Consider the following 22,141-nt stretch of genomic DNA (forward strand, 5'->3'; position numbering starts at 1 on the left):
GACCTGTCCCGCCGGGCACCACCTTGTCTTGAACGGCCGACCGAAACCCCCCGACGATGGGGGGCGATCCACGAATTCCGCTGAAAACCGGGCTTGTTGTCGAGGGGTTGATCTTGTGCGTTCATTCGGTGCGTCGTCTGCACACAAGGGCATGTGGCGGGCGCAGGAAATGGCTCCCGACACGCCGAACCATGCGCTGACCATGTGGGACGTGGACGGCGAGCTGGACCTGGCCGTCATCGCCGCCGCGTTCCGGCACGTGATGGCCGAGGCGGAGGTGCTGCGCGTCAACTTCGTCGACGACGAGGGCGCACTGCGCCTGGTGCCCCGCGACCTGGGCGACTGGCAGCCCTTCTTCCTCGACCTGAGCGCCGAGGCCGATCCCGAGCAGGCGGCCCGCGAGGCCATGGCCGACCTGGTGCGCCGGCCCTTCGACCTCGGGCAGGACCTGCTGTTCCGGCTCGGCGTGGTCACCCTCGCTCCCACCCGCTCCCTGCTGGTGATCGCCTACCACCACCTCATCTCGGACGGATTCGGTGCCGGCGGCCTGCTCTCCAAGCGCCTGGCTGAGGTGTACACGGCGCTGGCGGCCGGACAGCAGGTGCCGCCGCTTCCGCACCCCTGGGACGTCGCCTCCTTCGCGAGCGAGGCCACGCAGTACCTCGGCTCCGACACCTTCACCCAGGACACCGAGTTCTGGCGCACCTACCTCACGGAGGCGCCCGCACCGGCCCAGGTGCCGCGCGTGACCCTGTCCGACACCCAGCGCAGCGACCTGTCCGAACCGCTCGGCAGCGCCGACCGCTGGTCGGAGGTGGCCGAGACCATCGGCATGGTCAGCCGGACCCTGTCCGTGCCGCACGCCGAGGCCGAGGTGTGGACCAAGACCGCGCAGTCCATGGGCCTGTGGATGTCGCAGATGCTCAGCGCCGCCACCGCGGTGTTCCTGCGCCACCGCTGCGACCGCCCGCAGTTCCTCCTCTCGCTGGCCGTCGGCAACCGCGTCGGCGTGGCCAGCCGCACCCCCGGCCTCGCGGTCAACGTGGTGCCCGTCCGGGCGCGCGTCGACCTCGCCGCGACGTTCGCCGAGGTCGCCGACGCCCTGGTGGAGGAGACCTACGACATCTCCGGCCACACCGCCTGCCACTACTCCGACATCCAGCGCGCCGCCGGCACCCCCTTGAGCGGACGCGGCAGCTACGGCGCCGTCGTCAACGTCGTCGAATTCGTGGAACAGCTCCACTTCGGCGACAGCCCGGCCCGCTACAGCGGCGCGACGACCGGCACCTTCGAGGAACTGTCGATCGGCGTCTACACCGACGGCAGCGCCGACAGCGACCTGTTCATCCGCCTCGACGCCCCGGCCCGCCTCTACCACCGCGCCGAACTGCGCCACATCGGCGAGGAGTTGATCGCGTTCATCCGCGCCGCGGTGGCCGCCCCCGACGCGCCCGTCGGCGCACTGGACGTACTCGAGGGTCCCGAACGCGAGCAGGTGCTGCCCGCACGCCGCCCGGCCACCGACACCGAACTCCCCACGGTCCCCGAGCTGTTCGCCCGGCAGGCCGCCCACCGGCCCGACGCCCCGGCCCTGACCGTCGGCGAACTCACGCTCACCTACCGGGAGCTGGACGAACGCTCGACCCGTACGGCCCAGGCACTCGCCGGCCGCCTCACCGGTGAGAACGCCGTGGCGCTGGCCCTGCCCCGCTCCGCGGACCTGGCCGTCGCCCTGCTGGCCGTCGCGAAGGCCGGCGGCGCCTACCTGCCGCTCGACCCCGACGCCCCCGCCGACCACCTCGCCGCGCAGCTGCGCGAGACACCGGCGAGCGTCCTGCTGACCGACGCCGCCCACACCGCACACCTGGCAGGGCAGCTCGACCTGCCGGTGCTGACCGCCGCCGACCTCGCCTGGGGCGCCACCGACGACACCACCGCCGCTGCCACGCAGACGGTACGGCCGCCGCGCCCCGACAGCCTGCTGGCGGTACTGCCCGCCTCCACACGGCCCGGCGTGAACCCCGCGGTGACCGTGAGCCACCGCAACATGAGCCAGTTCGTCCAGGACCACCACGGTCAGGGCGCCGGCGACAGCACCGTGCTCTGGCACACCCCGCCCACCCACGACGCCCTCGCCCTGGAACTGTGGAAGCCGCTCCTCAACGGCGGCCACGTCGTCACCGCCCCCGCCACCAATGCCGGTGCCGCTCTCGACGCCGACGCGCTCGCCGCGGCCCGTGACGCCCACGACCTCACCACGCTGTGGCTGCCCGCCGTCCAGTTCTCCCGGATCGCCGCCCAGCGCCCCGAGAGCCTGGCCGGACTGCGTGAGGTGTGGACCGGCGGCGACCGCGTGTCCGCCGCCGCCCTGCGCCGCGTCAAGGCCGCCTGCCCCGAACTCGCCGTCGTCCACGGCCACGGGCTGCGCGAAGCGACCCTGTTCGCCGCCTGCCACCGCCTGGCCGCCGACGAACCCGTACGCCACGCCGGCACCGCGGGCCGCCCCCTGGACGACACCGCCCTGTACGTCCTCGGTCCGGGACTCGCCCCGGTCCCCGTCGGCGTGAGCGGAGAACTCTACGTGGCCGGCCCCGGCGTGACCCCGGGCTACGCGGGACGCCCCGCCCTGACCGCGCAGCACTTCGTGCCCTGCCCCTTCGGGCCGCCCGGCACCCGCATGCTCCGCACCGGCGACCGGGTGCGCTGGGGCACCGGTGGCCGCCTGGAATACGTGGCCCGCGCCGGCGAACAGGGCGAGGTCCGCGGCGTCGCCGTCGAACTGCCCGAGGTCGAGGAGGTGCTGAGCGAACACACCGCAGTGGCGTACGCCGTCGCGGCCTTCCGGCAGGACACCACCGGAGCGCAGCGCCTGGCCGCCTACGTCGTCCCCGCGCCCGGCCACAGCGTCGCCGCCGACGAACTGCGCCGCTTCGCCGCCGGCTGGCTCCCCGAATCCCTGGTGCCGGCGGTGTTCACCGTCCTGGACACCCTGCCGGTGGGAGCCGACGGCCGGGTGGAGCGGGCGGCACTGCCGCAGCCCGCCTTCGAAGAGGGCAGCTACCGGGCACCGCGCAACGACACCGAGCGGGTACTGGCCGCCGCGTTCGCCGACGTCCTGGAGCGGGAGCGGGTCGGCATCGACGAGGACTTCTTCGACCTGGGCGGCAACTCCCTGCGCGCGATCCGCCTCGTCGGCCTGATCCGCACCGAACTCAAGCAGGAGGTGTCCATCCGCCGGCTGTTCGCGGCACGCACCGTCATCGGCCTGTCGGACATGTGGAAGGACCTCGGCCAGTCCAGCAGGCCCAGCCTGCGCAGGCGCACCAAGCAGGGCGCCGTCCTGTAGGGCGAGCCCCCGCCCCGCTCTCCCGCCCCGGCGGGGGAGCACCCTCCGGCAAGCCCTTCCCGCACTCGGCCCCCTTCCGCGCTCTCCAACGATCCGCCGCGCCCCACCCGTGCCCACCCCCCGGCCCGGCGACGGAGAAAGGCAACTCATGGACTCTCTGACCCAGGCCCTGCTGTCCGGGGCCGGCCCGCAGGAACTCGAACGCCACGACCTGCCCGCCACCTACACGGCCGCGCACATCCTGGCCCGCGACACCGGCATGTTCGACGGCGTCGAGGACAAGGACGTACGCAAGTCACTGCACGTGGGACAGGTACCGATGCCCGACATCGCACCCGACGAGGTCCTGGTCGCCGTCATGGCCAGCTCCATCAACTACAACACCGTGTGGTCCGCGACCTTCGCCCCCGTGTCCACCTTTGAATTCCTCAAGCGCCAGGCCCGACAAGGCGGTTACGCCACCCGCCACGACCTGCCCCACCACGTCGTCGGCTCCGACGCGGCCGGCGTCGTCGTACGCACCGGAGCCGGGGTACGCCACTGGAAACCGGGCGACCACGTCGTCGCCAGCTGCGTCCAGGTCGACGAACAGGAACCCCAGACCCACGCCGACGCCATGCTCGGCACCGGACAGCGGATCTGGGGCTACGAGACCAACTTCGGCGGCCTCGCCCACTACGCGGTGGTCCGCGCCAGCCAGCTGCTGCCCAAACCCGCCCACCTGACCTGGGAGGAGTCGGCCGGCGTCCTGCTGACCGCGGCGACGTCGTACCGGATGCTCGTCGGCGCCAACGGCGCCCGCATCAAACAGGGCGACATCGTCCTCATCTGGGGCGCCACCGGCGGCCTCGGCGCCTTCGCCGTGCAGATGGTCAAGAACGCCGGCGGCATCGCCGTCGGCGTGGTCAGCTCCGCGTCCAAGGCCGACGCACTGCGCCGCCTGGGCTGCGACGTCGTCATCGACCGCAACGACATCGGCCTGGGCACGGACAGCGCCCCCACCCCCGAGCAGACCATCGAGCTCGGCAAACGCCTGGGCCGCGAGATCCGCCGCCGGGTCGGCGAGGACCCCCACGTCGTCTTCGACTACGTCGGACGCGCCACCTTCGGCATCTCCGTGTTCGTCGTCCGCAAGGGCGGAGTGGTCGTCACCTGCGGATCCAGCACCGGCTACGACCACCACTTCGACAACCGCTACCTGTGGATGAACCTCAAACGCGTCATCGGCAGCCACGCCGCCAACCTCCAGGAACAGGCCGAGTGCAACCGCCTCGTCCGCCTCGGGCACATATCCCCGGTCCTGTCCCGGGTGTTCCCGCTCGACGACGTCGGCGAAGCCGCCCGCCTGGTCCAGCTCAACCAGCACACCGGCAAGGTCGGCGTCCTGTGCCTGGCCCCCCAGGAGGGCCTCGGCGTGACCGACCCCGCCCTGCGCGAACAGCTGGGCACCGCACGCCTCAACCCGCTGCGCACCACCACCCCCGCGCGGGCGGCCTGACATGGGCATCGGCATCCTCTCCACCGGCTCCTACCTGCCCAAGCACGAAGTCGGCAACGAAGAAGTCGCCGCGCGCGTCGGCGTCAGCGCCCAGTGGATCGAGGACAAGACCCAGATCCGCACCCGCCGCTACGCCGCCCCCCACGAAGCGACCTCCGACCTCGCCGTCAAAGCCGGCGAACGTGCCTTGGAGCAAGCGGGACTGACGCCCAGTCAGATCGACTACCTCATCGTCTCCACCTCCACCGGCGACTTCCCCCAGCCCCCCACCTCCTACCTCGTCCAGCACCACCTGGGCGCCTACGGCGCCGCCTGCTTCGACATCAACGTCGTCTGCAGCGGCTTCGTCTACGCACTCGCCCTGGCCCACAGCCTGGTGACCGTCCGCCCCGACGCCCGCGTCCTGGTCATCGGCGCCGACATCTACTCCCGGATCCTGGACTTCACCGACCGCAAGACGGCCATCCTGTTCGCCGACGGCGCCGGAGCCGCCGTCGTCGGCGCCGTACCCCACCCCAGCGGCATCATCGCCACCGACCTCTCCAGCCGCGGCGACGCCCACCACCTGATCCGCGTCGAAGCCGGCGGCAGCCGCCAACCCGCCACGGCCGCCACCGTCGCCGACGGCGGCCACTACTTCAAGATGGACGGCCGCGGCGTCCGCGACTTCGTCACCGAACACGTCCCGCCCGCCCTGCGAGCCCTCACCCGCACCGCCGGCGTCGACATCGGCTCGGTCGACCACTTCGTCCCCCACCAGGCCAACGGCGTCATGCTCGACGACGTCATCGAACGCGCCGGACTGAACGCCGCCCACACCCACCGCACCCTCACCCGCTACGGCAACGTCGGCAGCGCCTCGGTACCCATCGCCCTCGACGAAGCCCACCGCACCGGGGCCCTGGCACCGGGACACCTGGTGCTGCTCGCCGGATTCGGCGGCGGCATGTCCATCGGAGCCACCCTTCTGACCTGGGGGACACCCACATGACCACCACCTCCGCCCACCACAGCACCGCCATCGAGCGGATCGGCGTCGTCGGCAGCGGCATCATGGGCACCGGCATCGCCGAACTGTGCGCCAAGAAAGGCCTCGACGTCGTCGTCGCCGTCTTCTCCGAATCCTCCCTCACCACCGCCCCGCGCCGCCTCGCCGCGTCCCTCGACCGCGGCGTGAGCAAGGGCAAGCTCACCACCGCACAACGCGACGCGGCCCTGGAGCGCGTGACGTTCACCCGTGACCTCGCCGACCTCGCCGACCGCCACCTCGTCATCGAGGCCGTCAAGGAAGACGAGCCGCTCAAGCTGGACCTGTTCGCCACCCTCGACAAGATCGTCGAGGACCCCGACGCGATCCTGGCCACCAACACCTCGTCGATCCCGGTCGTCCGCCTCTCGGCCGCCACGCGCCGCCCCGGCCAGGTCCTGGGACTGCACTTCTTCAACCCGGTCCCGGCCCTGCCCCTGGTCGAACTCATCCCGTCCGTCCTCACCGACGAATCGGTCACCACCCGAGCCCGGCACTTCGTCCGCGACGTCCTGGGCAAACACCCCATCACCGCACCCGACCGCGCCGGCTTCCTCGTCAACGCGCTCCTCTTCCCCTACCTGCTCTCCGCCGTCCGCATGGTCGAGTCAGGCCTGGCCACCGCCGAAACCCTGGACCAGGGCATGACGATGGGCTGCTCCCACCCCATGGGCCCGCTGCGGCTGGCCGACCTCATCGGCCTGGACACCACCGTCTCCATCGCCCAGGCCATGTACGAGGAGTTCAAGGAGCCGCTCTACGCACCCCCGCCGCTCCTGCTGCGCATGGTCGAAGGCGGCCTCCTGGGCAAGAAGTCGGGCCGCGGCTTCTACACCTACCCCTGACCGGTCCGCCGGCCGGGCTCGCCGTCGGCAGGTCACTCCTCGTCGCGGAAGTTTCGGTACTCGTCGTTCATCAGGTCCCAGAACGACCGGTAGCGGACCGCGCCGGGCATCCACTGCGCCAGGTACCAGGCTTCCCACTCACCGTCTTCCGTGACCACGCACGGGTTGAGGAGGTAGACGTCCGTCGCGTTCGGCGTATGACTGATCTTCAGTGTGTGCGCCAGGTACTCCGGCCGGAACGAAAGCGTGTCCTGCTCTTCGCCGTAGACGAAGTACTCGTCGTCTTCGACCCGGACGTCGGCCTGACCGTCTGCGTCGGCCCAGAGGGTGACGAGGTCGGCATCGAGGTCGCGCGTCCACCCCACCTCCTGGGCCGGCAGTATCCGTTCTATATCGGCGGTGGTGTTGCGCCAGCCGTTGCTCACCAGCAGGAACTGGCGATAACTGCGCGGCAGCGCGACACCGAGACGGCCCTCCAGCGCGTCGACCTCCTCGCGCGTGGCGCCGGCACCACCCAGCCAACGCGCCTCGCGCACCGCGTCGGGAAACGGCTCGGCCCGCTCCTGCTCATACAGCACCGGATCGAGCCACTCCTCACTCCAGCGCTGCAACAACTCCCGCCACGTGAAGACGGACCCGACACCCTGCCCCTGTATGTCGCTCACGGCGTCACACTAATGCGGCCCACTGACACATCGTGTCCGGCACGGGAAGCGTCTGGGGGACCGCACGTGCGTGGGGACAAACGGAGTCTCCCTGCCGGACTGCTGCCCCGGCGGGTGGCTCAGCTGCTCCCCTTTCGGCGGAGAGGAATGTGTGTCACCGCGAATGCGATCAGTGCTGCGCTGAAGAGGACGGTAGCGACGAATCGGGCGGCTTCCCAGATGCCACCCGAAGGGTTCCAGAAAGCGTCGGCCAGGTTCAGAAGCACCGCGAGCACGAATGTCACGGACAGCGCATTCTTCGCGATGGTTGCCCTGACTTCGAGATCTCCCGACAAGAACCTCACTCCGTGACCTACGAGTAGTGGTTGAAGTGGCTCGACATCGCCCACGATGGTGGCGGGCGACACCCCGCCTGGTGCTCGACTTCCAGGTGCTACTTCCTCTTTCGAGCATGGGCGACGGTGAAGACGATGAAGGCCAGGATGGCAATGCCGAACACCAGCCAGAGCGGAACGCCATCAAGCCCCTTGTAGGCCAGCACAGTCGACTCTGCGGTTGATCGCACGATGTCTCCTTGGGGGCAGGCAGAACGTGTGTTGCGGATGCAACCCGTGGCGGGGTGCGCAGACTCTGTGAGAGCCCGAGCCCCGTCTCGCACTGCCGGAACCGTTCAGTCACCTTCGAGGGTGCCACAGACGAACTCGCCTGCCGGTTACCCCATGTCGGCGTAAACAGGCGGCGAAGCGTTGGGGCTGGGCGACCGATTCGCTGGACTGAACCAGGATGCGTACGCCGCGGGGGCTGTGGACGGAGGAGTCGACCTTGTGCCGTCCTCGTCGGTGAGGCGACGACCCTTCCACATGCCCCGTGGCTGGTTATGTCTCGGCCGCAGTGGTTTGCATGAGCTCTCCTTCTTCGCGTGCTTGTGCCGGGAGATCAGCGCTGAGGTGGAGGCCGTCACTGCCAACGCCCTTGAAGCGCCATATGAGGAGAACCCAGATTCTTAACGGTCCCGGCCGTGCACTTGTTGGCCAGTTCGCTTTCCTTTGTTCGCCCATATGCCACCGAAGAACATGTAAGCAAACAGGGCGAGCAACAAGATGATTCCGAGTGACAGGCGCAGCCCGTAAGGCCCGCCGCTCACCGACCACATGACCAGCAATGCGGTCACCCCGAAAGCAACAAGTCCTAACAGAAAGACAGTAAGTCGAGATGAATACTTGTCCATTCGCGCTCCTCATTTTTCATGTGTGGGGGGGGCGCCGAAGCGCCCCCCCCACAGAATAGGAAGTACCTGCGCCTAGTCGGCTTTCCTATCCCGCACGGTACGACTTCACCGCCTTCGCCCCCAGCTTGGTCAGGGCTCCTGCGCCGGCGGTTGTAGCGCCCAACGCCCCCTGCTCCAAGCAAGCCCGTCCGATCGAGGATCCGTCAATGGCTGCTGTGATCCCGCCACCGATGCATCCGGCGATTGCACCTCCCGCCACGGGGCCAAGGACTCCGTCCAACAGGGTGCTGGCAACGGTGCCAACCACAACGCCCACCACATCTACGAAAGACAGCAACCCCTCGGGGTCGATGCGGTTGGCGGGTCGCCTTCGGCGTACTGGTATGGGTTCTGTTCCTGGCCGGAGGGGTCGGGTTGGGTGAAGCGGCCGATGTTGGCGTCGTAATAGCGGGCCTTTGAGGTGGTAGAGGCCGGTGGGGCCCTGGTAGTTGCCGGCGAAGCGGTAGGGCTGGGCCAGGATGCGTACGCCGCGGAGGTTGTAGGCGTAGGAGCCGACCTCGTTGCCGTCCTCGTCAGTAATGTGACGACCCTTCCCATAGCTCGTGGCTAATTATGTCTCGGTCGCAGCTTCTTGCATGAGGTCTCTTCTTCGCGCGCCTGCGACGGGAGATCAGCGCTGAGGTGGAAGGCCGTCGCTGCCGACGCCTTTGAAGCGCCATATGAGAAGAACCCAGATCATGACGACAATGCCGAGCCCGATCCATGCGGCGCTGATGCCCTGCATCAAAATTAGGTAGAGCAATATCAGGACACACGGCACGGTGGCGATGGTCGTCCACCGCAGATTGCGGCGGGTGTTACTGGCGTCGGTAAAGCGTTCCTGCTTCATACCTCTCCCTTCGAAAGCCGGGAGGGGCCGAAGCCCTCTCCCGCACTGAGGGGCCGTTCAGTCACCCTTGATGGCGCCCGATACGATCTCGCCTGCGTAGTACCCCACGCCTGCGCATACGGCGGGAGCCGCTGCGGCCCCCACTCCCGTTCCCGCCGTCAAGGCACCGCATCCCAAACCGGCTACCGTGCCGACGGCCCACCCCGCCACGCTGGCCCAGGCTGCTCGGGTATCGCCTTGGAACGCGGCGATCCCCGTATTCAACAGATCACTTCCCTTTCCCAGACCTTCGAGCGCCCCTCCGACGCTGAAGGTGCCCTCGGGGTCGATGCGGTTGACGGGGTCGCCTTCGGCGTAGAGGTACGGGTTCTGTTCCTGGCCGGAGGGGTCGGGTTGGGTGAAGCGGCCGATGTTGGGGTCGTAGTAGCGGGCCTTGAGGTGGTAGAGGCCGGTGGGGTCCTGGTAGTTGCCGGCGAAGCGGTAGGGCTGGGCGACCGGTTCGGTGGACTGGGCCAGGATGCGGACGCCGCGGGGGCTGTAGGTGTAGGAGTCGACCTTGTTGCCGTTCTCGTCCGCCAGTGCGATGACGCTGCCGATCGCGTCGGTGAGGTAGTAGTACGCCTTGCCCCCGGTCGTCATGGAGTTCAAGGTGCCCCCGGGTTCCCGGTTGAATCCCATGTCCACGCCGGCGGTGGTCTTGGCGGACAGGCCGAGCGGCCCGTTGTGGAAGAACGTGTCGCCGAGTTTGATCCGCTCGCTCTGGTCGGTGGAGCCGTACTGGCCCGCGTACGTCTTGGAGTTGACCGTGATCGACGTCATCTGCGAGTGGTCCGACCAGGCTTCACCGGTGCGGATGTAGTCGTCGGTCGAGGCGGCCGCGGTCTCGTTGCCGATGGCGTCGTAGGACCAAGTCCCGGTCGTGGACGACTTGTTCGTCAGCTGCTGGGCGTCGTTGTAGGTGTAGGTGGTGCCGCGCGGGCAGCCGGGGTCGGTGCCCTGGCTGGTGAGGTTGCCGGCGAGGTCGTAGCAGTACTGCCAGGAGTCGGCGATCGTGCCCGCCTTCTCCTCCTTGGCGTAGGAGAAGCGGCCCGCTCCGTCGTAGCTGTAGGTCCGCTTCAGGCCGGAGCCGGCGTCGGTGCTGGTGCGGATCTTGCTGCCGTCCGTCGAGGCGTTCGTGCCGTACCCGTAGGTGTAGGAGAGGCTGACCAGGGTTCCCTGGGGCGAGGTGGCCTTGATGGTCTCGGGGCGGCTGGACTTGTCCGGGTTGACGGTCTGCACCGTGCCACCGGGGTAGGTGGTGGTGGTGCGGAAGTCGTTGTTGTTGTAGCCGTACTTGGTGATCCGGCCCTGGGGGTCCTTCAGCTCCTTGAGCTTGTTGACCTCGTTCCAGGTGTAGTCGGTCGTGCCGGCAGGGTCCTTGTAGTAGTCGACGTTACCGGCGGGGGTGTAGGCGAGCAGGGTCTGCGAGCCGTCCTGCAGGGTGCGGATCGTCTCGCGCTGCAGGGGGTCGAACTTGTACGTGATGGTGCCGGTACCGTCGCTGCGCTGGCTGAGGTTGCCGTCGCCGTCGTACCAGTAGCGGACGGTGTCGTTGGTGGAGGACACCGTCTTGATGCGGTCGCGCTGGTCGTACTCGTACACGGTCTTGATGCCGCGGCCGTCCGTCATGGTCTCGGTGCGGCCCAGCGCGTCGTAGGTGTAGGTGGTCTTGCCCAGGGGCGCGGGCGGGGTGACGGTGTCGAGGTTGCCCTTGGTGTCGTAGTGGAACGTGGTGGTGACCGTCTTCGTCGAGGTCATCTTCGTCTTCTCGGTGCAGCGCTGGCCCTCGAAGCCGCCGCAGGTGGGGGAGGCGGGGTTGTAGGTGTAGGAGACGTTGCCGCCGCCGGTCCCGGTCTGCGCCACCGACATCGTGTTGCCGGCGGTGTCGTACTTGAACTCCGTCTTCTCACCGTCAGGGTTGGTGGAGTCGGAGGGGACGTCACCGGCACCGGCGATGGTCTGCCAGTGGTTGACCGTCGCCCCGCCCGTGGGCAGGGTGGCCGTCTCGAGGTTGTTACGGTTGTTGAAGCCGTACTCGGTGACGTTGCCCGGGGTGGTGCCCGAACCCATCGCGTCGGTGCTGGAGTCGATGTTGTGGTTCGCGTCGAACTTGGTGGACCGCTTGTGCGTCAGGGCGTCGGTCACCTCGGTGACCTGGCCGTCGGCGTCGTGCTTGTACTTCGTCGCGTGCGACTCGGGGTCGGTCACCGTGGTGGTGCCCGCGGCCGTCGGCGAGGTGGTGTCGTAGCTGTAGGTCCAGGTCGGGCCGGTGTGGCCGTCGCTGTTGAAGCCGGTGCCGCGCAACATGGACGTGACGCGGTTGGCGGCGTCGTAGGTGAAGACGGTGACGCGTCCCTCGGCCGTGGTGATCTTGTCGACGCGGCCCCAGCCGTCGTAGCGGAAGGTGACCGTCTTGCCCTCGGTGTCGGTTGTGGTGGCGAGGTTGCCGGCCGGATCGAGGTTGAAGACGGCGGTGCGGCCGGTGTGGTCCTTGGCCTGCCACTGCGAGGCGTCCGTCTTCAGCAGGTCGATCCAGCGTCCGGAGCGGGTCTCGGTGAGCTTGAAGCCCTTGTGCTCGCTGCCCTCGTCGTGCTGCGTGACGGTGATGGTGCCCTTGTTGCGGTCGGTGACCTTGGTCAGGGTTCCGTTGGTGTCGTAGGTGTCCTTGGTGTGGGACTTCCAGTTGGACAGGGTGTAGGTGCCGTCGCTGTTCTTCTTCAGCTCCTGCGAGTACCCCTTGGGCGTGGCGAACGTGCCGTCGGTGTTCTTCTTGAACCGCAGCGTCGCGCCGCTGGCGTCGTAGAAGACGGCCTCGGTGCTCGAGGCAAGCGACAGGTAGCGCTCGTACTGCTGCCACCAGCGCTGGGACACCTTGCCCCAGGGGGCGTCGAAGGAGTTGTAGGTCCGCGCCAGCATCAGCTTCTGGCCCACGCCCGCGACCTGGAAGTCGGTCGCGGCGAGCATCAGGTTGCCGGTCGAGTAGTCGATCCGGGCGGTGAGTGCGTCGGTGATGGCGAACTCGGTGATGCGGTGCCAGGGCACATCACCCTGGCCTTCCGGCACGAGGCTCAGGGCGCCGGCATCCCGCGCCGCGGAACGGGAGCCCTTCCCGGCCCGCGCGGTCGGCTTGGTGGCGTGTTCCTTCTGTTCCGCGCGCCAGGCCTTGAGGTCTTCCGAAGGTGTCTTCTCCGGCTTCGTGGGGACCGGTTCGTTGGAACCGACCTTGACGTCCGGCATGGTGAAACGGGGCGCGTCCTTGCCCCAGGCGGAGACCGGTTTCGGGTCGTCCGCCGCGGTCGCGGCGGTGGCCGGCAGCATCGACAGCGCGAGCGCGCCGGACGCCACGACGGACGCGATGGATATGCGGGTCGCTCTCTTACGGGCACGCCGAACGGGCGCGCCGAAGGCACGTGAGTGCACGACTTCCCCCCACAGGAAAATGAGTCCCGGCAACCCCGATAGTCACCAGGAACACACAACCTGTCACGAGAAACGTGCGGACTTTGGCGCCGTTCCCCCCATTCCCTTCTTCATACGCCCCGGAATCAGTCCTACCTTTTCCTCGCCCTAAACAGGGCAAAGGTCAACGTAGCGACACCCGTGAGGGGAAGTCCCGGAAGGTTCAGACCTGTCAGCGCTTACAGGGATGACCGAAACTCTGCTGACGCTTCCGGCCGGACCGTTCGCTTCCGAAACCCACTGCGAACCGGATGCCGCGCCATGCGGCCGGGAATTGACCGAGCTGCGCGCTCCGGAAAAGCGAGACGCTCCGGAAAAGCGACGCCGGGCTGCCGTCAGCTCACCGGTCGACCAGGTGTTCCACGCCGCTGCCACGGTCGGCCGGCGACTGCTCGCCAGGGGCGAGAGCGCTCCGTAGACGCCGCACCTGCCTTGCCGCTCGTCCGTCCGATATCCGCCAGGGCCACGGATGCCCCGCATTCACGTTCGGCCGTGCCGCCGGCCGGCATGGGGAGCCGGCCGGTGACACGGATGGGTCGGCCTCAGGCGTCGATGATGACGGGGATGATGAGAGGCTTGCGCCGGTAGGTGCGGAACGCCCAGTTCGACACGGCGCGGCCGACGAGTTGTTCGAGCTGGTGCGCGTCCCCGACGCCTTCTTCGGCCGCGGTGGCCAGGGTCTTCTCGATCACGGGGATGACCGGCTCGAAGGTGCTGTCGTCGTGGACGAAGCCCCGGGCCAGGAAGTCCGGGGGCTCGGCGAGGGCGCCGGTGTCCGCGTCGACGATCGCCACCACCGTGACCACGCCTTCGGAGGCGAGGGTGAGCCGGTCCTTGAGGGACGCCTCGGTGGCGCCGCCGACTTCCATGCCGTCCACGTAGACGTTGCCGGCGGGGACCTTGCCGGTGATGGACGCGCGCCCGTCGACGAGGTCGACGACGACGCCGTCCTCGGCGATGAGGACCCGGTCGGGGTCGACGCCGGTACGGATCGCGAGATCGCCGTTGGCCCGCAGGTGACGCCATTCACCGTGGACCGGCATGACGTTGCGGGGTTTGACGATGTTGTAGCAGTAGACGAGTTCACCGGCGCTGGCGTGCCCGGAGACGTGCACCTTGGCGTTGCCCTTGTGGACCACGTGGGCGCCCCACCGGGTCAGTCCATTGATCACGCGGTAGATGGCGTTCTCGTTGCCCGGAATGAGCGAGCTGGCGAGGAGGACGGTGTCGCCCTTGCCGATGCGGATCACGTGGTCACGGTTGGCCATCCGGGACAGCGCGGCCATCGGTTCGCCCTGGGAGCCGGTGCACACGAGAGTGATCTTGTGGTCCGGGAGCTTCTCCAGCTCCTTCGTGCTCACGATCAGACCGGAGGGGACCTTCAGATAGCCAAGGTCACGGGCGATGCCCATGTTGCGGACCATGGAGCGGCCGACGAAGGCGACCTTGCGGCCGTGCTGGTGGGCGGCGTCCAGGACCTGCTGGATGCGGTGCACGTGGCTGGCGAAGCTGGAGACGATGACCCGGCGCGGCGCCGTGCGCATCACCTGCTCGATCGCCGGGTTCAGCTCACGCTCGGAGGTGGTGAAGCCCGGTACCTCGGCGTTGGTGGAGTCGGTGAGGAAGAGGTCCACGCCCTCCTCGCCGAGGCGGGCGAAGGCGCGCAGATCGGTGATGCGGTCGTCGAGAGGGAACTGGTCCATCTTGAAGTCGCCGGTGTGCAGCACCATCCCGGCGCCGGTGCGGATCGCGACCGCGAGGCTGTCCGGGATGGAGTGGTTGACCGCCACGAACTCGCAGTCGAAGGGTCCGAAGCGCCGCCGGTCGTCCTCCCGCACCCGCACGGTGCGCGGCCGGATGCCGTGTTCCTTGAGTTTGGCCTCCAGGAACGCCAGCGTCAGCTTGGAGCCGACGACGGGGATGTCGCGCCGCTCGCGCAGCAGGTAGGGCACGCCACCGATGTGGTCCTCGTGCCCGTGGGTGAGAACGATGGCCACGATGTCGTCCAGCCGGTCCCGGATCGAGGTGAAGTCCGGCAGGATCACGTCCACGCCGGGCTGGGTCTCCTCGGGGAACAGCACGCCGCAGTCGACAATGAGCAGCTTGCCGGCGTGTTCGAAGACGGTCATGTTGCGGCCGATCTCACCCAGGCCGCCCAGGGCGATGACCCGCAGCCCTCCTTCGGCAAGGGGCGGGGCGGCTTTCAGATCTGGATGTGGATGACTCATGGCTCGACGCTACCGGAGAGCGGGAGGGGTTGATCCATTGCCTGTGCCTCTTCGCGCCTGTCGACACACGAAGGGGGCCTTTACGGGGGCCCCGGCAGCCTTGGCGACTCGTGCCGCCGGCTCTCGGTGAAGGGGCGGACAAGCGGCCGCGCGAGGTGGTCCGCGGTGCCGGGCGTCTCACCTTCCCGACCTCGTAGACCACACTCCAGGGGGTCAGCCCCCGCCCGCCCGCCCCGGTCCCCGGCCCTGGGCCCGCTGCCGCGCCGGCCGCCGCCCCCGCCGGGCAGCGCTGCCGCGGCGCACGCCCCCTCCGCCATTCCCGGAACCGTCCTCCAGTGATGTCCCGCATCGCGCCTCCCCGTGCCGTCGTGGCGCCAGTATGCGAAACCGCTCCGGTGCGGGTCGTCCGCCGGTGGTCCACGAACCGCGGACGATGGGAGGCGGCCGCACAACTTCCGACGCCAAGAGGAGCGAAGGACGTCGGCCCGGGCGAGCCCACTCGCGCCGACCTGGTCCGGCCGCCGTAGAGGCGAACTGGCGATACCGGCAAGGGCGTTGCGCCTGGACCCTCTCGCGCAATCCCAGGTGCCGCGCCCTGGGCGGCTGGGTAACGTGAGCTGCGTGTCCAGTGAGGATGTGATGCAGGACGGCGCCCATCGGCGAGTGGTGCGGATCGGCGACACCGTCCGCAGACCCGTCCAACCGTGGACGCCCACCATCCACGCGTTGCTGCGGCACCTGGCGGAGGTCGGCTTCGCCTGTGCGCCGCGGCCGCTGGGAATCGACGACGAGGGACGTGAGGTCCTCACCTACATCGAGGGTGAGTCCGGTCCGTCGGGCTGGGCCAGGGTCGTGGACGACCGTGGCCTGAGGAACTTCGCCCGGCTGCTGCGCGACTACCACGACGCGTGCAGCGGCTTCTCACCTCCGCCGGAGGCGAACTGGTCCACCGGCGCAGGCAGCCCACGCGATGACGAGGTCGTCTGCCATGGCGACTTCGGCCCCTGGAACGTCGTCTGGCAGGGGTACCAGCCGGTGGGAATCATCGACTGGGACTTCGCCCACCCGGCACCTCGCATGCGCGACGTGGCCTACGCACTGGAATACGTAGCCCCGTTCCGCGACGACGCCGCATGCCTGCGCTGGCTGCACCACTCGACGCCGCCCGACCGCCGAACGCGGCTGGAGGACTTCTGCGGCGCGTACGGCCTCGACTCGGCCGCGGGGACAGTCGACGCCGTCATCGCCAGGCAGCAGGACAACGCCGACCTCGTACGCCGCCTGGCCGAGCAGGGTCACGAGCCCCAGAGCACCTGGGCCGCCGACGGGTTTCTGGCCGAACTGGACGACCGGATCGACTGGAGCAAGGCCCACCGGCACCTGTTCGAGTAGCCGATCCGCCCGGAGCACTTTGCTTCTGGCCCAGCAGCGCGCCGCGGACGGACCTGTTCGGCCGGCACTGACCGTACCGGGCGCAGGTGAGCCGGCTGAGCGCCTCTGCCGCCCGCACGGCTGCGACGAGCGGCGTTGCGTCACGGATGGAAGCGCCACCGGCCTTCGGTGACGACATCCACCTTGCCGTCCCTGACGCGCACGGCCGTCTCATCGTCGATGAAGTAGATCGGGAAGTCCGCCCGCGCGGCGATGCGATCAGCCCACGCGTCGTCCCGCTCGGGGAAGTCCGGCGAGTACAGGTGGGGCTTGAGATAGAAGTCGAAGAGGCCGAACGGCGGCTCCACGGTCGTCGCGCCGAGCACATGCAGGTCCGCCGTGTCCCCGATGACGTCGGCGGAGTGGGCGGTCAGATGACGGCTGAAGATCATGGACCCGGCGCTGACCCCCACGTAGACGCGGCTCTCCAGAGCCTCCAGGAAGCCGTCGGCCAGGCCGTTGCCGGTGATGCTGCGTGCGAGGTGGTAGTGGTTGCCGCCCTCGACATAGATGACGTCGGCGTGCAGCAGCCGGTCGAGCACCATCTGCCGGGGGAGTCCGTTCAGCTCCAGGATGTCGAACTCGCGCCAGCCGAGGCCGCGCAGCCGGGTCATGTCCTCGACGACCCACCCGTGGTCCCCGGGCTCGGCGACCGACGCGGTGGGAATGAACACGACGTTCGCCGACTCGAACGGCTTCCCCAGCATGTCCCTCAGCGCATCCCGCAGTGTCTCGTTGCGCAGGCCACTCGCAGTCAACAGAAAGTTCATCGGGCGAGCCAAGCACGGCCCGCGGACACGCGCAACGAGTCCAAGATCACCGATCAGACCGAGGCGGCCGCGGGCCGCGCAGCGACGGCACGTACGAGATGACGATCGCCCGGTGCCGGGCGGCTCAGGCGGTCAGGGCCTGCTCGAGAGTGGAGTGGCAGTCGATGACGTGGTCGAGGCCGACGATCTGCATGACACGCAGCACGGAGTCCTGTGCGGCGGCGATACGCAGCCACCCCTGGGAGCCGGCCGCCTGCTGGTGGGCGGCGACCAGGACGTTGATGCCGCTGGAGTCCATGAAGGTCACGCCACTGAGGTCCACCACGGTCCGAAGCGGCGCCCGGCCGTCCTCGGACAGCAGGGCCTGGCCGGCCACGTCCTGAACGTCGTGGTCGAGTTCACCGCGCAGGGCCACGACCCGGATGCCGTCCCTCTCGGAGCAGGTGGCGGAGAGCCTCTTGGGCTGGTCCGCTTTCGGGGTGGTGGTCACGGGCTCCTCGATACGCTCAGCGCCCGGCCCGGGCCGGGCAGGCGGGAATGATTGTGCCCCATCCCGTCCCCCGGGTGCAGCCAAGCGTCTGAGCCCGCCAGGATCAGTGCGGCGTAGGTGGCGTATGCATGAGTACGGCGGGTACCGGTGCGTACGTGACCGGGGAATGAGAACAACCACGACTGCGCGAGCCGCACGGGTCGGGCGGGCTCTGTGATGCCCGACAAATACCTGATGGATGCCGCCTACGCCCTGGACGGGCACGACGGCTGTATCGCCGAAGCCCGCTCCCACGCTGCCGCCTTCTTCGACCGGGTCCGCAGTGAACACCGGCTCCAGGCGCCGGACCGCGTGGTGGAACTCACCCAGCTGGTGGTCAGTGAGCTGGTCACCAACGCCCGCAAATACGCCCCGGGACCCGTACTGCTGACCCTGCGCATCACCGCGGCCGCCGTGGACGTCGTGGTGTGGGACAGCGACCCGACGGTCCCCGCACCTCAGGCCGCGGATCCCGACAGGATCGGCCAGCACGGCCTGGAGATCGTCAAAGCAGTCGCCACCAGCCTCACCGTCGAGGCGGAGCGGGTCGGCAAACGCATCACAGCCCAGCTCGCCCTGCCCGGCCCCTCTCGATCCTGACCGGCTGCGAGACCGGCCCGCCGGCCCGCTGGCTCACCGGCCCCCGTCACCGGCCGACTGGCTGGCACAGCGTCTTCTGCGGCGCTTTCGGCGCGCTGGGCCCACCCTTCGTGGCTGCCGGGCGGGACGCCGGCCCGAGCGGATCGGGCGGGGCAGGAAAACCGGGTGTCAGGGGCCGGCGAGAGCCAGGACAGCGATCGTGCGCTTGCCGCCGGGCACCGGCTGGACGTCGTAGCGTTCGCAGACGGCCAACACGATCTCCAGCCCGTGCTGTCCTACGCGGCCGGGGTCCGGCCCGTGGACGGTCGGGACGGCGGGCGCGCTGTCCCAGACGGTGATCTCCAGGCTGCGTGGGTGGTGGCGCAGGTCCAGGCGCAGGGGGCCGGGAGCGTGCCGGCAGACGTTGGTGACCAGCTCGCTGATGACCAGCTGTGCCATCTGGACGGCGCGGTCGGTGAGCGGGGTCTCGTAGTGGGTGTGTGCGTGGCGGAGGTAGGCGGTGGCGAAGCGGCGGGCGGCGCCGATGCAGGAGGTGTGTCCGTCGTAGGCGGCGCATGCGGGCGGCGCCTGGGGCGCGGGCGCCGTGCTGCTTGCCGTCTGGTCCATTCGCTCTCACCTCGCGTCGAGTGCCTCTTGTGCCTGGTCCGCTGGAGTACCTCGGCGCGAGTGCTGCTCTTTTCCGTGCCACCCCTGCCTGCCACGGCAGGAAGGAGCCCGTGGTGCCGTGTGAGTGGATCGTGAGATTAACAGGGGAGCGGGGCGACACGGCACCCGGCGTTCTGTCCCCCTGAGCGGCAGCACGCGCACCCGCGTAGCCGTCGCCGGACAGGGGAGTAACAGGCGACGGGAGCTTCCCGCCGGACCACCTCCCGTCACGCCACCGGTGAGGAGGGGTGCGTGGTGCCGCCACGGATGGGGTCGGCTTCATCGACCCCATCCGTGGCGGCACCATGAGCGGGTCAGCTCGTGAAGGTGAAGTACTTCCAGGAGCCGTAGGTCGTGGAGTTCACACTGTCGCCCGAACCGCTGAGATAGGAGTTGCGGAGCCGGAAGCGGACGCCCTTCGGCGGGGTGCCGGTGAGCTGGACGGCGGAGCGGCCCGCGGAGTCGAGCTTGTGGAACTCGCTGTACGTGGTCGTCCAGTTGGTGCCCGTCCAGTACTGGACCTGGAGCCTCTGTTTGCGATTCGGGTACGGCGGCAGCGTCGCCGTGACGACCGGGTCCTTGGACTGGCGGAAGAAGGAGTACGTGTGATTCCACGTGTACTTCGTCGTGTACGAGCCACTGACCGACGTGGAGATCGACACCTTGGCGCCGACCGTACTCTCCGCGGACTTCGGCGCGTAACGGGCGTCACCCGCGAACTTCGCCGTCAGCTCGGTCTTGCGCTTGAGGTCCACGACGACGGACACATTGCCGTTGGAGTCGACAGTGCCGCTTTTCGCCATGGTGTCCGGCTTGTCTGCGCCGTAGGGGTTGGCCCAGATCTCCACGGTGCGGTTCTTGTACGTCGTACCCAGGTGCGCGGTGAACTTCACGTCCTGCCCGTACGAGTAGACCTTGCCGTTGTTGTTCAGCGTCAGTGTGGGCGTGACCCTTGAGACGTCGACGGTGTCGGTGGTGGATGCGGAGGTGTGCTCCGCGTCGCCCGCGTAGCTCACGGTGTATTTCACTTTGCCGCCGGCCGGCGGGGTGTCCGTGAAGCTGAACTTGCCGTCCGCGCCGAGGGGTTTGGTGCCCAGCGACTTGCCGTTGGGCGATTCCATGTCGGTACGGGTGACCGTGAGCGGTGTGCCGGCGGGCAGGGCCAGGTTGGCCTTGAGCGTGCCGGTCACCGTGAGGGTCTTGGCGCGGGTGGCGCTGGCGGGGGCGTTCACGGTCAGCGTCGCCGCATACTTACGGGGCTCGTCGACGACCCGGAACTGGGGCGTGTAGTAGGTGTCGGTGATGACGTACAGCCTGCTGCCGTCAGCCGACCAGTCGGTGGTGTGACCGCCCCACGGCATCCACTCGCGCGACAGGTTGCGCACGCTGGCCGGCCTGCTCGGGTCGGCCGGGAAGACGTACGTGTCACCGACGCCTTCAGGGTCGAGGACAGTGGCCGCGACCGTGCCGTCCTGGGCGACGGAGACCGTCTGCGGTTCCGAGGCGACGGGGTAGGTGCGGACCTCCGCCAGGTCGGAGAGGCGGTACTCGGTCAATGCCCGGGTGCCGGGGCCGGCCACGACGACGTTCCGTCCGTCGGGCGTGAGCGCGGCATCGTGGTAGAAGCCACCCTTGTCGGCAGTCACCCGCAGTACCGGTGTGCCGGAGGAGATGTCGTAGACGACGATCGGACCGGAGCTGATGCCGGCGTCGAGCGCAAGCAGGGTACCCGGATTGTCGGGGTCGGCGTAGAGCTCGGGAGGACTGGAGAAGTCGTGGCCCACGGCCATGTCGAGGGTGACCGTCGGAGTCTCGGCCGTCAGGTCGACCATGCCGAGTCCCGAGTCCCACTGATCGCCGTAGCCGAACCACAGCCGGCCGTCGGCGTAAGCCAGTTGGGACGGGATCGTCTTGTCTCCGGTGGCATACTCGGCGGTTTGCGTGAGGGTCGCCGTGTCGAAGGCGACGATCTTGTCGGCGCCGTAGACCGCCGCGTACAGCGTGCTCTCGTCGGGGCTGAGCGTGAGGCCGCGGACCTGTGGCAGACCGGTGAGGGTGCCGATGAGCGCGCCGGTCCCGTCGGTGACGGCGATCCGGTCCGTGGACCTGTCGCTGACGAACACTCGGCCGTGACTGCCGTCCACCACCATCTCCGTGGCGTCCTCAAGGGCCGTGACGGGCCTCACGGAGTCGGCGTATGCCGCGGGAGCGGCCAGTGCCGCCGAGCTGAAGAGGGCCGCCAGCGTAATGGCGGCCGTGAGGGAGCGGTTGCGCACTACTGTTTCGAACCCCCCGGAACGAATGTGGATGCCCACGCGCGCGGCCTCCCGATGAGAGCGAACCTGCGTGTCGCGTGTGGCGAGTGAGCGAAGCGTAAGTCATGCCACCGACAACACCGCCACTGGGTTCCTCGTCACGGAGCGCGCCTCGGCTCCGTGGCCGCGCCAGGGACCGCGCCCCGCGCACCACACGGGTCCTGGCCGGCGATCCATCCGCACGGGCTGCGCCGGTCGTCCGACCGCGGAAGCCACCTCGGCGATGTCGTCGTGACCCGTCGCGATCGGCGCGTGCAACCGGTCGTATTCGGCAACCGCACCAGGCTCATGATCGAAGTAGTTGTCCCAGAAGCTTGGTTGCTGCCACTCCCGAGGAGCCCCACAGCAGATCGGGCACTTCGCCATAATGCCTTTTCGTCATACTGTCCGCAGCACCTTTTCCTCGGACCCGCCGTCGAGGGGCACGACGATCACAGCGAAGGGGACCAACGCCGGTCACCTCGCCCGGATGCCACAGCCGGGTCAGGAGTCAGAGAAGAAGATCTCCGCCACCAGCGTGATCATGGCGCTCACGAACATGGCAGTCCTGATTGCCCCCATGGGCGACTCGCCTCGTTTTTCCTTTATCTCCAGGATGGCCGCAGCTATAAAGAGTCCGACCAGGCA

Annotated in this window: 17 protein-coding genes; 6 read left to right on the plus strand and 11 right to left on the minus strand. The window is 68.8% G+C overall.

Annotated features, from left to right (window positions below):
- Window positions 1-115: 115 nt before the first annotated feature.
- From ACWGIS_RS15990 to ACWGIS_RS16005, 4 genes are all read left to right on the plus strand, one after another.
- Window positions 116-3,346, plus strand: a complete 3,231-nt coding sequence (locus tag ACWGIS_RS15990) for an AMP-binding protein (RefSeq protein ID WP_453363008.1) — start codon at window positions 116-118, stop codon at window positions 3,344-3,346.
- A 148-nt stretch (window positions 3,347-3,494) separates the two neighbouring features.
- Window positions 3,495-4,844: a crotonyl-CoA carboxylase/reductase gene (gene ccrA / locus ACWGIS_RS15995; RefSeq protein ID WP_453363009.1), complete on the plus strand. Its 1,350-nt coding sequence runs from the start codon at window positions 3,495-3,497 to the stop codon at window positions 4,842-4,844.
- Between the two features lies 1 nt (window position 4,845).
- Window positions 4,846-5,835 carry a 3-oxoacyl-ACP synthase III family protein gene (locus ACWGIS_RS16000; protein WP_453363010.1) on the plus strand — a complete coding sequence of 330 codons (990 nt, stop codon included), beginning with the start codon at window positions 4,846-4,848 and terminating at the stop codon, window positions 5,833-5,835.
- Complete coding sequence (locus ACWGIS_RS16005) at window positions 5,832-6,716, plus strand: 3-hydroxybutyryl-CoA dehydrogenase (RefSeq protein ID WP_453363011.1); 885 nt, start codon at window positions 5,832-5,834, stop codon at window positions 6,714-6,716. The genes ACWGIS_RS16000 and ACWGIS_RS16005 overlap by 4 nt, the downstream gene beginning before the upstream one ends.
- 32 nt (window positions 6,717-6,748) lie before the next feature.
- On the opposite strand, the gene ACWGIS_RS16010 is transcribed toward ACWGIS_RS16005, so the two are convergent.
- The 7 genes from ACWGIS_RS16010 to ACWGIS_RS16040 form a co-directional block, all read right to left on the minus strand.
- Window positions 6,749-7,381 carry an SMI1/KNR4 family protein gene (locus ACWGIS_RS16010; RefSeq protein WP_453363012.1) on the minus strand — a complete coding sequence of 211 codons (633 nt, stop codon included), beginning with the start codon at window positions 7,379-7,381 and terminating at the stop codon, window positions 6,749-6,751.
- A 119-nt stretch (window positions 7,382-7,500) separates the two neighbouring features.
- Entirely contained in the window at window positions 7,501-7,716 is a 216-nt protein-coding gene (locus tag ACWGIS_RS16015; RefSeq protein WP_453363013.1) for a hypothetical protein, read from the minus strand.
- 98 nt (window positions 7,717-7,814) lie between these two features.
- Window positions 7,815-7,946 (minus strand): hypothetical protein, encoded by a 132-nt coding sequence (locus ACWGIS_RS16020; protein WP_453363014.1) that lies wholly within the window; start codon window positions 7,944-7,946, stop codon window positions 7,815-7,817.
- Between the two features lie 984 nt (window positions 7,947-8,930).
- Window positions 8,931-9,206 carry an RHS repeat-associated core domain-containing protein gene (locus tag ACWGIS_RS16025; RefSeq protein WP_453363015.1) on the minus strand — a complete coding sequence of 92 codons (276 nt, stop codon included), beginning with the start codon at window positions 9,204-9,206 and terminating at the stop codon, window positions 8,931-8,933.
- Window positions 9,207-9,279: 73 nt separating this feature from the next.
- Window positions 9,280-9,498: a hypothetical protein gene (locus ACWGIS_RS16030; protein WP_453363016.1), complete on the minus strand. Its 219-nt coding sequence runs from the start codon at window positions 9,496-9,498 to the stop codon at window positions 9,280-9,282.
- 57 nt (window positions 9,499-9,555) lie between these two features.
- Window positions 9,556-12,855 (minus strand): RHS repeat-associated core domain-containing protein, encoded by a 3,300-nt coding sequence (locus ACWGIS_RS16035; RefSeq protein WP_453363071.1) that lies wholly within the window; start codon window positions 12,853-12,855, stop codon window positions 9,556-9,558.
- 683 nt (window positions 12,856-13,538) lie between these two features.
- The gene (locus ACWGIS_RS16040) at window positions 13,539-15,224 is read right to left on the minus strand and encodes a ribonuclease J (protein WP_453363017.1); all 1,686 of its coding nucleotides are present in this window, start codon (window positions 15,222-15,224) and stop codon (window positions 13,539-13,541) included.
- A 621-nt stretch (window positions 15,225-15,845) separates the two neighbouring features.
- On the opposite strand from ACWGIS_RS16040, the gene ACWGIS_RS16045 reads away from it, so the two are divergent.
- Window positions 15,846-16,616: an aminoglycoside phosphotransferase family protein gene (locus ACWGIS_RS16045; protein WP_453363018.1), complete on the plus strand. Its 771-nt coding sequence runs from the start codon at window positions 15,846-15,848 to the stop codon at window positions 16,614-16,616.
- Window positions 16,617-16,756: 140 nt separating this feature from the next.
- Here the strand turns inward: ACWGIS_RS16045 and ACWGIS_RS16050 are convergent, their stop codons facing one another.
- On the minus strand, window positions 16,757-17,425 hold the full coding sequence (locus tag ACWGIS_RS16050; protein ID WP_453363019.1) for a Type 1 glutamine amidotransferase-like domain-containing protein: 669 nt from the start codon (window positions 17,423-17,425) through the stop codon (window positions 16,757-16,759).
- 124 nt (window positions 17,426-17,549) lie between these two features.
- On the minus strand, window positions 17,550-17,915 hold the full coding sequence (locus ACWGIS_RS16055) for an STAS domain-containing protein (RefSeq protein ID WP_453363020.1): 366 nt from the start codon (window positions 17,913-17,915) through the stop codon (window positions 17,550-17,552).
- Between the two features lie 216 nt (window positions 17,916-18,131).
- Between ACWGIS_RS16055 and ACWGIS_RS16060 the strand changes: the two genes are divergently transcribed.
- Complete coding sequence (locus ACWGIS_RS16060) at window positions 18,132-18,554, plus strand: ATP-binding protein (RefSeq protein ID WP_453363021.1); 423 nt, start codon at window positions 18,132-18,134, stop codon at window positions 18,552-18,554.
- A 168-nt stretch (window positions 18,555-18,722) separates the two neighbouring features.
- Here ACWGIS_RS16060 and ACWGIS_RS16065 read toward each other — a convergent pair whose 3' ends face one another.
- The gene (locus tag ACWGIS_RS16065; protein ID WP_453363022.1) at window positions 18,723-19,160 is read right to left on the minus strand and encodes an ATP-binding protein; all 438 of its coding nucleotides are present in this window, start codon (window positions 19,158-19,160) and stop codon (window positions 18,723-18,725) included.
- A gap of 353 nt (window positions 19,161-19,513) precedes the next feature.
- The gene (locus ACWGIS_RS16070) at window positions 19,514-21,385 is read right to left on the minus strand and encodes an Ig-like domain repeat protein (RefSeq protein WP_453363023.1); all 1,872 of its coding nucleotides are present in this window, start codon (window positions 21,383-21,385) and stop codon (window positions 19,514-19,516) included.
- Window positions 21,386-22,141: the final 756 nt, after the last annotated feature.

The sequence above is a fragment of the Streptomyces sp. NPDC054842 genome (assembly GCF_053611025.1).

Coding starts and splice junctions, on each gene's coding strand:
- ACWGIS_RS16035 (WP_453363071.1), bottom strand. CDS start 12,855: ATGCTGCCGGCCACCGCCGCGACCGCGGCGGACGACCCGAAACCGGTC.
- ACWGIS_RS16050 (WP_453363019.1), bottom strand. CDS start 17,425: ATGAACTTTCTGTTGACTGCGAGTGGCCTGCGCAACGAGACACTGCGG.
- ACWGIS_RS16000 (WP_453363010.1), top strand. CDS start 4,846: ATGGGCATCGGCATCCTCTCCACCGGCTCCTACCTGCCCAAGCACGAA.
- ACWGIS_RS16065 (WP_453363022.1), bottom strand. CDS start 19,160: ATGGACCAGACGGCAAGCAGCACGGCGCCCGCGCCCCAGGCGCCGCCC.
- ccrA (WP_453363009.1), top strand. CDS start 3,495: ATGGACTCTCTGACCCAGGCCCTGCTGTCCGGGGCCGGCCCGCAGGAA.
- ACWGIS_RS16060 (WP_453363021.1), top strand. CDS start 18,132: ATGCCCGACAAATACCTGATGGATGCCGCCTACGCCCTGGACGGGCAC.
- ACWGIS_RS16040 (WP_453363017.1), bottom strand. CDS start 15,224: ATGAGTCATCCACATCCAGATCTGAAAGCCGCCCCGCCCCTTGCCGAA.
- ACWGIS_RS16025 (WP_453363015.1), bottom strand. CDS start 9,206: ATGGGAAGGGTCGTCACATTACTGACGAGGACGGCAACGAGGTCGGCT.
- ACWGIS_RS16030 (WP_453363016.1), bottom strand. CDS start 9,498: ATGAAGCAGGAACGCTTTACCGACGCCAGTAACACCCGCCGCAATCTG.
- ACWGIS_RS16005 (WP_453363011.1), top strand. CDS start 5,832: ATGACCACCACCTCCGCCCACCACAGCACCGCCATCGAGCGGATCGGC.